At 66.6% G+C, this 13,921-nt stretch carries 13 protein-coding genes; 12 read left to right on the top strand and 1 reads right to left on the bottom strand.

Annotation, left to right across the window (positions count from 1 at the left end):
* Positions 1-90 precede the first annotated feature (90 nt).
* The 5 genes from PVZ77_RS15295 to PVZ77_RS15315 all read left to right on the top strand — a co-directional run bounded on the left by PVZ77_RS15295 (position 91) and on the right by PVZ77_RS15315 (position 4,734).
* Positions 91-861: a class I SAM-dependent methyltransferase gene (locus PVZ77_RS15295; protein WP_273808191.1), complete on the top strand. Its 771-nt coding sequence runs from the start codon at positions 91-93 to the stop codon at positions 859-861.
* Between the two features lie 50 nt (positions 862-911).
* Positions 912-1,460, top strand: coding sequence for an oligoribonuclease (gene orn, locus PVZ77_RS15300; protein WP_158896605.1), 549 nt, complete (start codon positions 912-914; stop codon positions 1,458-1,460).
* Between the two features lie 16 nt (positions 1,461-1,476).
* Positions 1,477-2,091 carry a trimeric intracellular cation channel family protein gene (locus PVZ77_RS15305; protein WP_042137396.1) on the top strand — a complete coding sequence of 205 codons (615 nt, stop codon included), beginning with the start codon at positions 1,477-1,479 and terminating at the stop codon, positions 2,089-2,091.
* Positions 2,092-2,188: 97 nt separating this feature from the next.
* On the top strand, positions 2,189-4,060 hold the full coding sequence (locus PVZ77_RS15310) for a PAAR domain-containing protein (protein ID WP_273808190.1): 1,872 nt from the start codon (positions 2,189-2,191) through the stop codon (positions 4,058-4,060).
* The gene (locus tag PVZ77_RS15315; protein WP_273808189.1) at positions 4,057-4,734 is read left to right on the top strand and encodes a DUF2931 family protein; all 678 of its coding nucleotides are present in this window, start codon (positions 4,057-4,059) and stop codon (positions 4,732-4,734) included. Before PVZ77_RS15310 ends, PVZ77_RS15315 begins: the two co-directional genes overlap by 4 nt.
* 16 nt (positions 4,735-4,750) lie before the next feature.
* Here the strand turns inward: PVZ77_RS15315 and queG are convergent, their stop codons facing one another.
* Complete coding sequence (gene queG, locus PVZ77_RS15320; RefSeq protein WP_273808187.1) at positions 4,751-5,815, bottom strand: tRNA epoxyqueuosine(34) reductase QueG; 1,065 nt, start codon at positions 5,813-5,815, stop codon at positions 4,751-4,753.
* A gap of 61 nt (positions 5,816-5,876) precedes the next feature.
* Between queG and PVZ77_RS15325 the strand changes: the two genes are divergently transcribed.
* The 7 genes from PVZ77_RS15325 (at position 5,877) to hflX (ending at position 13,854) form a co-directional block, all read left to right on the top strand.
* Positions 5,877-7,364 carry an NAD(P)H-hydrate dehydratase gene (locus PVZ77_RS15325; protein WP_273808186.1) on the top strand — a complete coding sequence of 496 codons (1,488 nt, stop codon included), beginning with the start codon at positions 5,877-5,879 and terminating at the stop codon, positions 7,362-7,364.
* A complete protein-coding gene (gene tsaE, locus PVZ77_RS15330; protein ID WP_273808185.1) occupies positions 7,352-7,813 on the top strand; it encodes a tRNA (adenosine(37)-N6)-threonylcarbamoyltransferase complex ATPase subunit type 1 TsaE in 462 nt (153 codons plus the stop codon). The genes PVZ77_RS15325 and tsaE overlap by 13 nt, the downstream gene beginning before the upstream one ends.
* Positions 7,814-7,851: 38 nt before the next feature.
* Positions 7,852-9,282: an N-acetylmuramoyl-L-alanine amidase gene (locus PVZ77_RS15335; RefSeq protein WP_273808184.1), complete on the top strand. Its 1,431-nt coding sequence runs from the start codon at positions 7,852-7,854 to the stop codon at positions 9,280-9,282.
* Positions 9,275-11,173: a DNA mismatch repair endonuclease MutL gene (mutL, locus tag PVZ77_RS15340; protein ID WP_273808182.1), complete on the top strand. Its 1,899-nt coding sequence runs from the start codon at positions 9,275-9,277 to the stop codon at positions 11,171-11,173. Before PVZ77_RS15335 ends, mutL begins: the two co-directional genes overlap by 8 nt.
* A gap of 42 nt (positions 11,174-11,215) precedes the next feature.
* Entirely contained in the window at positions 11,216-12,196 is a 981-nt protein-coding gene (gene miaA / locus PVZ77_RS15345; RefSeq protein WP_273808181.1) for a tRNA (adenosine(37)-N6)-dimethylallyltransferase MiaA, read from the top strand.
* Between the two features lie 87 nt (positions 12,197-12,283).
* Positions 12,284-12,529, top strand: coding sequence for an RNA chaperone Hfq (gene hfq / locus PVZ77_RS15350; protein WP_007161156.1), 246 nt, complete (start codon positions 12,284-12,286; stop codon positions 12,527-12,529).
* A 20-nt stretch (positions 12,530-12,549) separates the two neighbouring features.
* Positions 12,550-13,854 (top strand): ribosome rescue GTPase HflX, encoded by a 1,305-nt coding sequence (gene hflX / locus PVZ77_RS15355; RefSeq protein WP_158891393.1) that lies wholly within the window; start codon positions 12,550-12,552, stop codon positions 13,852-13,854.
* Positions 13,855-13,921 lie beyond the last annotated feature (67 nt).

The raw sequence follows: 13,921 nt of genomic DNA on the forward strand, positions 1-13,921 counted from the left end.
TATCCGCGGGTTTCAGGACCGCTGAGTCTAGCATTGGCCGCCTCTCGCGGATTACCTAAACTTGGCGTACCTCGTCGCTCCGGAGCCCCCATGCTGGCCCATCTCGCCTCGCGCTATCCGCTGTTGCTGGCCGTGCTGGTGCAATTGGCCGCCCTGGTGGTCGCCGTCGTCGGCATTCGCCTGTGGGCCGGCTTCGCCGGCCAGCGCCCCTCGCTGCTGGCGCTGGTCTGCCTGCAGGCGGTACTGGCGGCCCTGTTGGGCGAGCTGCTGGGACTCGCCCGCTGGTGGGTGTTCATCAATCTGCTGTTCGCCCCGGCGCTCTACCTGGTCAGCGGTCGCGGACTCTCGGCGGGCATCGCCGCGCTCGGCTTCCTGCTGCTCCTGCTGCTGAACTGGAACAGCCTGCGCGAGCGGGTACCGCTCTACCTTACCGGCCGCCAGACCCGCGAGCGGCTGGCCGAACTGCTCGTCGAGCGCGAGCCGACCTTTCGCTTCGTCGACCTGGGCTGCGGCCTGGGCGATACCCTGGTCGATCTGTCCCGGCGCTTTCCTCAGGCCACCTTTGTCGGGGTGGAGACGGCGCCGCTGAGTTTCGCCCTGGCCTGGCTGCGCTGCCTGCCGCGGCGCAACTGTCAGGTACGCTATCGCGATCTCTGGCGGGTGGAGCTGGGCGAGTTCGACGTCGTCTACTGCTTTCTCTCGCCGGCGCCCATGCCACGCCTGGGCGACAAGGCCCGCACGGAGCAGCGGGCCGGCAGCTGGCTGATCAGCAACACCTTCGAGATTCCCGACCAGCCGGCGGATCAGGTGCTGGAGGTAGGCGACCTGCGTGGCAGCCGGCTGCTGCTCTGGCGCCGGTAGGTACGCGGCAGGCGCGCTGCTACACTGGTGCCATCATCAAGGAGTTCACCATGACCGCCCCCAATCCGCAGCACCTGATCTGGATCGACCTGGAAATGACCGGCCTGGATCCGGATCGGGACGTGATCATCGAGATGGCCACCATCGTCACCGACAGCGACCTCAATGTGCTGGCCGAAGGCCCGGTGCTGGCCATCCACCAGTCGGACGAGATCCTGGCCGGCATGGACGAGTGGAACACCCGCCAGCACGGTGGCTCGGGGCTGACCCAGCGGGTGCGCGAGAGCACCGTCGATACCGCCCAGGCCGAGGCCCTGACCCTGGAATTCCTGCAGCAGTGGGTGCCCAAGGGCAAATCGCCGATCTGTGGTAACAGCATCTGCCAGGATCGCCGCTTTCTCTATCGCCGCATGCCGGAGCTGGAAGCCTATTTCCACTACCGCAACCTGGACGTCTCCACCCTCAAGGAACTGGCCGCGCGCTGGGCGCCCCATGTGCGTGACGGCGTGAAGAAGAGCGGTAGCCACCTGGCGCTGGACGACATCCGCGATTCCATCGCCGAGCTGCGGCACTACCGCGAGCACTTCATCAAGGTCTGACGGCCGCCCGTCCGTGCTGCTGTCCATCCTCTACCTGGTCGCGATCACCGCCGAGGCCATGACCGGCGCCCTGTCCGCGGGGCGCCGCGGCATGGACCTGTTCGGCGTGGCGCTGATCGCCAGCGTCACCGCCCTGGGCGGCGGCTCGGTGCGTGATGTCCTGCTGGGGCACTATCCGCTCGGCTGGGTAAAGCACCCGGAGTACCTCGCGCTCACCGTCGGCGCGGGCCTCGCCACCGTGGCCATCGCGCGGGTCATGCGCTATCTGCGCCGGCTGTTCCTGGTGCTCGACGCCCTGGGCCTGGTGGCCTTTACCGTGATCGGCTGCCAGGTGGCCCTGGAGATGGGCCTGAGTCCGGCCATCGTCATCGTCAGCGGCACCCTCACCGGCACCTGCGGCGGCATCCTGCGCGACATCCTCTGCAACGACGTACCCCTGATCCTCAGGCGCGAGCTCTATGCCAGCGTGGCGGTGCTCTCCGCCGGCTGCTACCTGCTCTGCCGCCCGTGGCTCGGCGAAGAGCAGGCGCTGCTCATCACCCTGGCCGCGGGGTTGCTGCTGCGCCTGCTGGCGCTGAGATTCAACTGGCAGATGCCGACCTTCACCTATCCGGACGATCCTCACGGCTAAGGCAGTGATAAATTGCGCGGTATCGCGCTGAAAGGCTTGTCCTAGAGCCTTTTGTGCGGCATTTTTCAGGCCCCAGTTACCGATAGGGAGATCGGTCATGTCTGGAAAGCCTGCTGCTCGCCTGGGCGACGCCGTCGCCTGCCCCAAATGCGGTACCACGGCCCTGAGTCAGGGCTCCGCCGATGTCGCTTTCGATGGCCTGCCCGCCGCCACCCTGGGCCATGCGTGTGGCTGTAGCGCGGTCCTGAGCGCCGCGGTCGTCCCCACTGTCCTGATCAACGGCCGGCCTGCGGCGGTGCTCGGCAGCCTCACCAGCCATGGCGGCGTGGTGATCGGCGGCTCGGGCAGCGTCATCATCGGCCTGGATGCAGGCGGCGTGGCCAAGGGCGCCTGCGCAAGCCATGCAGGCACCACCGGCCTGGCACCGGGGCCGGGCAAGCCTTCGGCGCTGCGCAACCGGGAGCGACCGGTTATCGAGGAGCCTGCCAAGCACCCGGAGGGCGTACCCGTTGCCAGGGACGAAGTCGCCGAACAGGCGGAACGCCCGCTAGAACAGCGCATCACCCTGCGCATCGGCGTCTTCTTCGACGGCACCGGCAACAACCTCTTCAACGCCGCCACCGGTGCGGCTTGTCGCGCGGAAGAGCAGGGCTTTCGCCAGGACCAGGCGCGTAGCATCGCAAGGCACTGTGAGACATTCATGCTCAATTCCGATGGCAGCTATGCGGGGGCGGAGACGAATATCGCGCGGTTGTATCGGCTGTATCGGGACGATACCCAGCGGGCAATCGAGCGGGACGAAAGCACTGCGGTCATACCTGTCTATATTGAGGGTATTGGTACCCTGGCCGGTCAGCCGGATAATTTGCTTTCGATGGGGACGGGGCTGGGTAGCAGTGGTGTATTGGCTTGTGTTGAGACATTTCCATCAGCCTTTGCTAAACAGCATGTGTTATTTCAGCGGAGCAACCCTGGCGTCGTTGTCGATACTATTGAATTCGATCTTTTTGGATTTAGCCGCGGTGCGGCAGCGACTCGCCACTTTGCCAACGAAGTGCTTAAGGTAGAAGGGGGTATCGCCGCAGCAGGCCTGGCACCGTGCTTCCTTTGGCAGCGTGCCAAAGTGAAACTCAACTTCATCGGCCTGTTCGATACCGTGGCGGCGATAGCCGATCCCCTGCGAGGCGATTTCAGTCCGGCCAATGCAGTAAATCCTGGACTCAATCTTTATTTACCATCCGGTTGCGCGCTCAAGGTAGTGCAGTTGGCTGCCCAACATGAGTACCGCCGTAACTTCGCCCTTACCAAAGTGGCACCTGAGCACGAAGAGATCTTCCTGCCTGGTGCTCACGCTGATATTGGTGGCGGCTATTCTGCCGAGATGCAGGAGCGATTGCTATTGACCCGGCCGAGGGCTTCCCGCGAGCCCCGGGGCACGGATAGCCACCAGGCCTGGAGCTATCGTCAGGCCGAACTGGAGTTACGGCGCCTGCAAGGGGCGCCTTGGTACGACTCAACCAGCACTCGTCTTGGCATCGATACCTGGCGTCTCGAGTTGCCCCGCGTTCGCGGTGACCTGCCGGAGGTCGAGGTCTTCGCGGCGATACGGTTGGAGCGGCAGGTTCGTGGAGAGCTATCCCTGGTTTATCTGCGGATAATGCACCGTCTCGCCAGCGCCCAGGGTGTGCCCTTCATGGCTCTTGACGAAGAGGATCCGGAGTGGCGCTTGCCGGCCGACCTGGTTCCTATAGCCAGCAAGCTTCAGGCAGGCAGTCCGCCTGCGCCCGAGACACTCAGTCAGGCCGAGAATCGTCTGCTGCTCGGTCGCTATGTGCACAGATCGGCTCACTGGAATGCGCGCATGGGTAGTGGCCTGGGCAATGTGGATGCAATCTTCGTCGATGCACCCACCGCCGATGCTAGGCGCAGCCTCTATCCCAATCGTCCGCAAGCGGGGTACCCGCGATGAGTCGCTGGCTGCCGTCTCTCGTCCTGCTACTGGGCCTGGCAGGTTGTCAGTCTGACGCCGCGAACAAGCTGCCCTATGACGGCTGGTACCTGGGCTTTCTGGCGCCCAACTATATGGAAGTTTGGCTGGAGCAAGCCAACATTGGCGACAACAGTGGGCGCATCTTTCCCAATGCCATGGGAGGAGTGGTCGCCATGGGGCAACCGGCTAGTCTATCGGCTACCGCTAAAGGCTGGCCCAGGCGAATCGGCTCAGGCAAAGGCCGTACTCTGACCGGCCTGGATCTGCCCTACGTCGTCTCATTGCGTTGGCAATCTATGGTCGAACCCCAGACCTATCACGCGCTCTTCACTATTCCCGACTGGGCCAGGGAAAAGATGGTCGAGCGTATCCCGGGCCAGTGTCCGAGCGGCTACCACTTCGACTATCGCGAAGCCCTTACCATCGGCCTGGCCCCGGGTGGCGTGGTCAAGGTCTGGATCATGGGCCCCTGCCTCGATCCCATCGAAGTCCTGACCCTCCAGGCCGAGATCGAGCTCAAGGGGCCCTATGGTGGCAAGTCGGGCGGCAAGTACCGACCGCTGTCGCCGGTGGTTAAAAGCTATGTCGATAAGTACGGCGTGCCCTATGGCAGCTGGTGGGCGCCGATCCCCTACACCACGGTAGGGCCCTGATCTCCTGGCCTGCCGCTCAGGCTGCACCATGCCGCTGCAGCGCCCATTCCACGTGCTCGCGCACCAGGGGTGAGGGGTGTTGGCGCTGCAGCTTCAGGGCTTCCACCACCGGGATGCTGGTGGGGGCATTGCCCAGGCCCACGGCCAGGTTGCGCAGCCAGCGCTCGTAGCCGGCGCGGCGCAGGGGCGAGCCTTCGGTGCGACTGAGGAATTCGGCTTCGGTCCAGCGGAAGAGTTCGGCCAGGCTGGCGCTGTCCAGGCTGTGGCGCGGCTGGAAATCGCCTTCGGCGGTGGGCTTGGCGAAGCGATTCCAGGGGCAGACCAGCTGGCAGTCGTCGCAGCCGAACACCCGGTTGCCGATCAGTGGCCGCAGCTCCGGCGGGATGCTGCCCTTGAACTCGATGGTCAGGTAGGAAATGCAGCGCCGGGCGTCCAGCTGATAGGGGCCGACGAAGGCCTGGGTCGGGCAGATGTCCAGGCAGGCGCGGCAGGTGCCGCAGTGGTCGCGCGGGGTGGGTTCGTCCACAGGCAGGGGCACGTCGACGAAGAGTTCGCCGAGAAAGAACCAGCTGCCGGCCTTGCGATTGAGCACCAGGGTGTTCTTGCCGATCCAGCCCAGGCCTGCCTGTTCGGCGATGGCCTTTTCCAGCACCGGCGCACTGTCGACGAAGGCGCGATAGCCGAAGGGGCCGATCTCGCCCTGGATGCGCTCGGCCAGCTGTTGCAGGCGCTTGCGGATCAGCTTGTGGTAGTCGCGGCCCAGGGCGTAGCGCGAGACGTAGGCGGCCGCACCGTCGGCCAGGCGCTCGCTCATGCGGGTGTCGCCGGGCAGGTAGTCCATGCGCAGGGAAACCACCCTCAGGGTCCCCGGGACCAGTTCGGCCGGTCGCGAACGTTTGCTGCCGTGCGCGGCCATATAGTCCATCTCGCCGTGGAAACCGGCGGCCAGCCAGCGCTCCAGATGTTCCTCGTGACGTGCCAGATCCAGCCCGGCGATGCCGGTCTGCTGAAAGCCCAATTCCCGACCCCAGGTCTTGATGAGGTCGGCCAGGGCGGCGAGATCGAGAGCGACAGCGGACATCGACGGGAACGCACAGGCAGGAGGGCCGCCTATTTTGCCAGACTCCGGAGGCTTTCCCAGCATGCACGACGAACTGCCGTTCCAGCTCTACAGCGCCCAGCAGGTACGGGATCTCGACGCCCAACTGATCGCCGGCGGTCTGCCCGGTCTCGAGTTGATGAGACGCGCGGCGGCCGCGGCCTGGCGCTCGTTGCGCCACGGCTGGCCCCATGCCGGCGCCCTCTGCGTGCTGGCCGGCGGCGGCAACAATGCCGGCGACGGCTATCTGGTCGCTGCGCTGGCGCGCAAGGCCGGCTGGCAGGCGCGGGTCTGGCACCTGGCCGATCCGGCCGGACTCCAGGGCGATGCTGCTCTGGCCCATGCCGAGGCGCTGGCCGCCGGCGTGGACATCCAGCCCTGGCGCGCGGACGCTCCCCTGGAGGGGCTGGTGGTCGATGCCTTGCTGGGCACCGGGCTCAAGGGCGCCGCACGCGAGCCCTATGCCGCGGCCATCGAACGGATCAACGCCAGCGAATTGCCGGTGGTGGCCATCGACATTCCCTCCGGACTGGATGCCGACACCGGCGCTGCGGCGGGCGCTCTGGTGCGCGCCGATCTGACCATCACCTTCATCGGCCTCAAGCTCGGACTGTTCACCGGCAAGGGCCCGGATCACGTCGGCAGTCTGGTGTTCGAGCCGCTGATGGAGGAGCCGCAGAATCCTGCTCATGCCACCGCCCAGCGCCTGGCGCCCGGCAACCTGCCGCGCCTGGCGGCGCGTCCGCTCAATGCGCACAAGGGGCAATACGGTCATCTGCTGGTGATCGGCGGCGACGAAGGCACCGGTGGCGCGGCCATCATGACCAGCGAGGCGGCGCTGCGCTGCGGCGTCGGCATGCTCAGCCTGGCGACTCGGCCGTCCAATGTCACCGCGGTGCTGGCGCGGCGGCCGGAAGTGATGGTCGCCGGGGTGCATTCGAGTTTCGCCGTGCTGGAGCTGGCCAAGAAGGCCGATGTGCTCGCGGTCGGGCCGGGCCTGGGCCAGGGCGCCTGGGGCAAGGCCCTGGCCAGTGCCGCCGCGACGCTGGACGTCGTCCAGGTCTGGGACGCCGACGCCCTCAACCTGCTGGCCGCCGGCGTGGTCGAGGCGCCACGCGGGCCCTGGGTGATGACGCCCCATCCCGGCGAAGCGGCGCGGCTGCTGGAGGTCTCGATCAAGGACATCGAGGCCGATCGCCCCGGCAGCGCCCGCGAACTGGCGCGGCGCTACGGCGGCGTGGCGCTGCTCAAGGGCTTCGGCACCCTGATCGCCCACCCGGACGGCCGCATGGCGCTGTGCGGCGAGGGGCATCCGGCGATGGCCACGGGTGGCCTGGGAGACATTCTCACCGGTATCATCGCCGCCCTGCTGGGGCAGGGGCAGGCGCCCTTCGAGGCCGCCTGCCTGGGTGCCTGGCTGCACGGCCGTGCCGGCGCCGAGCTGGGTCGCCAGGGCCGCGGTCTCGCCGCCAGCGATCTGCCCCCGGTCGCCCGCCAGTTGCTCGAGGAACTCCAGCCATGCCTGAACTGACCCTGCACGCCGCCGACGAAGACGCCATGTATGCCCTGGGTGCCCGCCTGGCCCAGGCCAGTGGGGGTCGTGGCGTGCTCTATCTGCACGGCGATCTCGGTGCCGGCAAGACCACCCTGTCGCGGGGCATCCTGCGCGGTCTCGGCCACACCGGGGCGGTAAAGAGCCCCACCTTCACCCTGGTCGAGCCCTACGAACTGGCCAGTGGCGCGGTCTATCACTTCGACCTCTACCGCCTGGCCGATCCGGAAGAGCTGGAGTTCATGGGGATTCGCGACTACTTCACACCCGAGGCCTTGTGCCTGGTGGAATGGCCGGAGCGCGGTCAGGGCTTTTTGCCAAAGCCCGACCTGGACATTACCATTACGCCACGCGCCGACGGCCGTGATCTACGCCTGGTCAGCCAGGGCGCTCACGGCGAGGCCTGGTGCGCCGCCCTCGCGCCCTAGGCGCCGATCCTTCGTTCTCCAGCTATACGGTCGCAGGCATGCGCAAGTGTTTTTTCAGGTCGGGACTCGGCCTGTTGTTGTTGATTCTCAGCAGTCAGTTGCTGGCCGCCACCCAGATCAAGGGCATGCGCGTCTGGCGTGCGCCCGACAATACCCGTCTGGTGTTCGATCTGACCGGCCCGGTCAAGGCCAGCGTCTTCACCCTCAGTGCCCCGGATCGCATCGTCATCGACCTGTCCGGCGCGCAGCTCGACGGTGGGCTGAACGAAAAGCCGCTGCGCAATACGCCCATCACCGGCCTGCGCGCGGCCCAGCGCTCGCCGGGCGAGGTGCGCCTGGTGCTGGACACCAAGGGTGCCCTGACGCCCAAGAGTTTCACCCTGGCGCCCAACAAGGAATACGGCAATCGCCTGGTGGTCGATCTCTACGACCAGGGCACCGATCCAGCCGCCAGCGACATCCCCGCCACCGTCACGCCCAATCTGCCGGCCACCCCGGTGACCCCGGCCCAGCCGGCGACTCGTCTGCCCTCCAGCCCCAGTGGCAAGCGCGACGTGGTGGTGGTGATCGACCCCGGTCATGGCGGTGAGGATCCGGGCGCCATCGGCCGCGGCCGGCTGTACGAGAAGAACGTGGTGCTGGCCATCGCCAAGCAGCTGCAGGCCAATCTCAACCGGCAGAAGGGCTTTCGCGCCGAGCTGACCCGCACCAGCGACTACTTCATCCCGTTGCGCCAACGACAGGTCATCGCCCGCAAGAAGGGTGCCGACCTGTTCATCTCCATCCATGCCGACTCCGCGCCCAGCGCCAGCGCCGAGGGCGTCACCGTCTTCGCCCTGTCCCAGCGCGGCGCCACCTCCGAGGCCGCGCGCTGGCTGGCCGATGCGGAAAACCGCTCCGACCAGGTCGGTGGGGTGTCCGATGCCCTGGACAACAAGGACCCGATGCTCGCCGGGGTGCTCATGGACCTATCCATGACGGCCACCGTGGCCTCCAGCCTGGAGGTCGGCCAGACCATCCTCGGTCAGGTCGGGCGCGCGACCAAGCTCCTGCATTCGCGGGTGGAGCAGGCGGGTTTCATGGTGCTGAAGTCGCCGGACATCCCCTCGATTCTGGTAGAGACCGGTTTCATCACCAATGCCAACGAATCGGCCAAGCTGGCCAGTCCGGCGCACCAGGGCCTGCTCGCCCGGCAGATCCAGGCCGGTATCGTGCAGTACTTCCAGCATCGTCCGCCGCCAGGCACCTACCTGGCCTGGCAGCGCGAGCAGCGGGGCGACAAGGTCGGCAGCGTGCGTGGCTTCGATCAGCACCGGGTGCAGCCGGGCGAAAGCCTGAGCCTCATCGCCCGTCGCTATGATGTCGACCTCTCCACCCTGCGCGCCGCCAATGGGCTGCGCGGCAATCGCATCCGCTCCGGTCAGGTGTTGACCATCCCCACCCACGAACTGGCGGCCAGCAATGACTGAACCCCGGCGCATCCAGCTGCTCAGCCCGCGGCTGTCCAACCAGATCGCCGCCGGCGAGGTGGTCGAGCGCCCCGCCTCGGTGGCCAAGGAGCTGCTGGAGAACAGCCTGGACGCCGGTGCCCGGCGCATCGACATCGAGGTGGAGCAGGGCGGGGTGAAGTTGCTGCGCATCCGCGACGACGGTCACGGCATCCCGGCGGATGACCTGCACCTGGCCCTGGCGCGCCATGCCACCAGCAAGATCTATCACCTGGACGAACTGGAAAGCGTCACCAGCCTGGGCTTTCGCGGCGAGGCCCTGGCGTCGGTCAGTTCGGTATCGCGCCTCACCCTGACCTCGCGCTTTCGCGGCGAGGACCAGGCCTGGCAGGTGGAGACCGAGGGCCGCGAGATGCAGCCACGGGTACAGCCCGCCGCCCATCCCCAGGGCACCTCGGTGGAGGTGCGCGACCTGTTCTTCAATACCCCGGCGCGGCGCAAGTTCCTGCGCGCCGAAAAGACCGAATTCGATCACCTGCAGGAAGTGGTGCGGCGCCTGGCGCTGGCGCGCTTCGACGTGGGTTTTCATCTGCGACACAACGGCAAGAGCGTGCTGGCCCTGCATCCGGCGAGCGATCCCCAGAGTCAGGGGCGGCGGGTCGGTGCCGTGTGCAGCCCGGCCTTTCTCGAACAGGCGCTGCCGCTGGAGCACGAGCGCAACGGCCTGCGCCTGTGGGGCTGGGTTGGCTTGCCGACCTTTTCGCGCAGCCAGGCGGATCTGCAGTACTTCTACGTCAACGGCCGCATGGTGCGCGACAAGCTGGTCGCCCACGCGGTGCGCCAGGCCTATCGCGACGTCCTCTACAACGGTCGCCATCCGGCCTTCGTGCTGTTCCTGGAAGTGGATCCGGCGGTGGTGGACGTCAACGTCCATCCCACCAAGCACGAGGTGCGTTTCCGCGACAGCCGTCAGGTGCACGACTTCCTCTACGGCACCCTGCACCGCGCCCTCGGCGATATCCGGCCCGACGACCAGCTCGCCGTGGTGGCGCCCACGGCACCGGCGCCGCTGAGCGGTCCGGCCGCCGGTGAATTCGGCCCCCAGGGCGAGATGCGCCTGGCCGCCGCCGTCTTGCACGACAGCCCTGCGCCGCCGGCCCAGCCCTTCGCCGGTGGCGGCGGATCCGGTGGCGCCGCGCATTACGCGCCCACCCCGCAGCCCTATGCGGGCGCGCCGGTGGCCGAGGTGCAGAGCGCCTACAAGGCTTTCTTCGCGCCGCTGCCTGAGGGTGCCGACACCGCGTCCCTGCCGGTGGAGCAGGGCGACGTACCGCCGCTGGGCTATGCCCTGGCGCAACTCAAGGGCATCTACATCCTCGCCGAGAATGCCCAGGGCCTGATCCTGGTGGACATGCACGCCGCCCACGAGCGCATCACCTACGAGCGGCTCAAGGTGGCCATGGCCAGCGAAGGCCTGCGCGGTCAGCCGCTGCTGGTGCCGGAATCCCTGGCGGTCAGCGAGCGCGAGGCCGATTGCGCCGAAGAACACGGCCAGTGGTTCGAGCGCCTTGGCTTCGAATTGCAGCGGCTCGGTCCCGAGACCCTGGCCATCCGGCAGATCCCCGCGCTGCTCAAGCAGGCCCAGGCCGCGCGGCTGGTGCAGGACGTGCTCGCCGACCTGCTGGACTACGGCACCAGCGATCGCATCCAGGCGCACCTCAACGAATTGCTCGGCACCATGGCCTGCCATGGCTCGGTACGCGCCAACCGGCGGCTGACCCTGCCGGAGATGAATGCCCTGCTGCGCGACATGGAAACCACCGAGCGCAGCGGCCAGTGCAACCACGGTCGGCCCACCTGGGCCCAGCTCAGCCTGGACGACCTGGACAAACTCTTCCTGCGCGGCCGCTGACCGCCCCGCCGTGTCCTGCGCGGCGCCCTTCGAGAATCCCTCATGACCGCCCCCCTGCCGCCCGCCATCTTCCTCATGGGGCCGACCGCCTCCGGCAAGACCGATCTCGCCATCGAACTGGCACGGCTGCTGCCCATAGAGCTGATCAGCGTGGACTCGGCGCTCATCTATCGCGGCATGGACATAGGCACCGCCAAACCTGACGCCGAGGTGCTGGCCGCCCATCCGCACCGGCTGGTGGACATCCGCGATCCCGCCGAGAGCTATTCCGCCGCCGAATTTCGTGCCGATGCCTTGGCGGCCATGGTCGAGATCACCGCGGCCGGACGCATCCCCCTGCTGGTGGGCGGCACCATGCTCTACTTCAAGGCCCTGCTCGAAGGTCTGGCCGACATGCCCGGTGCCGATGCCGGGGTGCGCGCCGAGATCGAGGCGCTGGCGGCCACGGCGGGCTGGGGCGAGATCCATCGTCAACTGGCCGAGGTCGATCCGGAGTCGGCCGCGCGCATCCATCCCAACGACCCCCAGCGGCTCCTGCGCGCCCTCGAGGTGTATCGCGTCAGCGGCCAGTCGATGACCGCGCATCGCGCGCTGCAAATGCGCGCCAATGCCGATTCGAACGGCGCGCCCCAGACGCAATTGCCCTATACTGTTGCCCAATTGATCCTGGCGCCCGGTCGGCGTGAGGTGCTCCATGCGCGTATCGCCGAGCGCTTCAATCTGATGCTGGAACAGGGCTTCATCGACGAAGTTTCAGCCTTGCGGGAACGTCCCGATCTGCATCCTGGTCTGCCGTCCATGCGATCCGTAGGCTATCGTCAGGTGTGGGAGTTCCTGGAAGGGGATTGCACCCGGGAAGAGATGGTGGCGCGTGGCGTTGCGGCGACGCGGCAATTGGCGAAGCGGCAGTTGACCTGGTTGCGTGGCTGGCCCGCCGCGCACACCTTCGACAGCCTGGCTTGTGACAATCTGCCGCGGATCTTGAAATGCCTGGCCGGTGACACCATATCGCCCCACAGCTGAATCGTTTTTGTCCGCGTGTCCATGGTGGGCAGCGGAAACTGGCATGTCGCCAGATCGGTATTTTCATTTCCTTAGGAGAGCGACACGATGTCAAAAGGGCATTCGCTACAAGACCCTTACCTGAACACCCTGCGTAAAGAGCGCGTTCCGGTTTCCATCTATCTCGTCAACGGTATCAAGCTGCAGGGTCAGATCGAGTCCTTCGACCAGTTCGTGATTCTGCTCAAGAACACCGTAAGCCAGATGGTCTACAAACATGCAATCTCCACCGTGGTGCCGAGCCGCCCGGTCCGTCTGCCCAGCTCCGAGACGAGCGAGTCGGATAGCGAATAAATAACAAGAGGAGCGCCCTGTTGTTCTTCGAGCGTCACGAAGGTGGTGAGCGGGCCATTCTGGTCCATTTGGAAGGCCTGCATCCCGAGGCGCGCGAAGATCCTCAGGAGTTTCTCGAACTCGCGCGATCGGCGGGTGCGGAGACCGTGTCTTTCGTCACGGTGAATCGCAGCCAGCCGACCGCGCGTTATCTCATCGGTACCGGCAAGGTCGAGGAACTGCACGATCAGGTGCACGCCCATGCCGCCGATCTGGTCATCTTCAACCATGACCTCACGCCCAGTCAGGAGCGCAACCTCGAGAAAGCTTTCGAGTGCCGCGTCCTCGACCGCACGGGCCTCATTCTCGATATCTTCGCCCAGCGCGCCCGGACCCACGAGGGTAAGCTGCAGGTGGAGCTCGCCCAGCTCGAGCACATGAGCACGCGGCTGGTACGCGGCTGGACCCACCTCGAACGGCAGAAGGGCGGTATCGGTCTGCGCGGTCCGGGTGAAACCCAGCTGGAGACCGACCGCCGTCTCCTGCGGATCCGCATCCGCCAGATCCGCCAGCGCCTGGACAAGGTGCGCAGCCAGCGCGAGCAGGCCCGTCGCGGGCGCCGCCGTGCCGAGATCCCCTCGGTGTCCCTGGTCGGCTACACCAACGCCGGCAAGTCCACACTGTTCAACAGCCTGACCGAATCCGGCGTCTACGCGGCCAACCTGCTGTTCGCCACCCTCGATCCCACCCTGCGCCGTCTGGAGCTGCCGGATCTGGGGCCGATCGTGCTGGCCGATACCGTGGGCTTCATCCGCCATCTGCCGCACAAGCTGGTCGAGGCCTTTCGCGCGACCCTGGAGGAATCCAGCAACTCCGACCTGTTGCTGCACGTGATCGATGCCCACGAGGACGATCGCCAGCTGCAGATCGAGCAGGTCGAGGCGGTGCTGCACGAGATCGGCGCCGATGAGCTGCCGATGCTGGAAATCTACAACAAGCTCGATCTGCTCGACGGGGTCGAGCCGCATATCCAGCGCGACGACGAAACCGGACGCCCGATCCGGGTCTGGGTGTCGGCGCGCGAGGGTCGCGGTCTGGAGCTGGTCGGTCAGGCCGTCGCCGAATTGCTTGGCGAGGATCTCTTCGTCGGCGTGCTGCGCCTGCCTCAGCGGCATGCCCGGCTGCGCGCGCAACTGTTTGACCTGGGCGTGGTTCGCCAGGACGATCATGATGACGAAGGCAACATCCTGTTGTCTGTACGAGTACCCCGCGCCGAACTCAATCGACTGCTCAGCCGGGCCGGTGAAGAACCGGAAGTCTTTATCCAGCAACATGTTTTGCAATAAACCCCCGCTCGGCGCTTTTGTTCGGGCAGGGACCATCCGGTAGCATTGGTCGGCGCGCCATTTCGGC

Source organism: Pseudomonas sp. SHLD1, from assembly GCF_028640935.1.
GTDB classification, from domain to species: domain Bacteria; phylum Pseudomonadota; class Gammaproteobacteria; order Pseudomonadales; family Pseudomonadaceae; genus Chryseomonas; species Chryseomonas aestiva.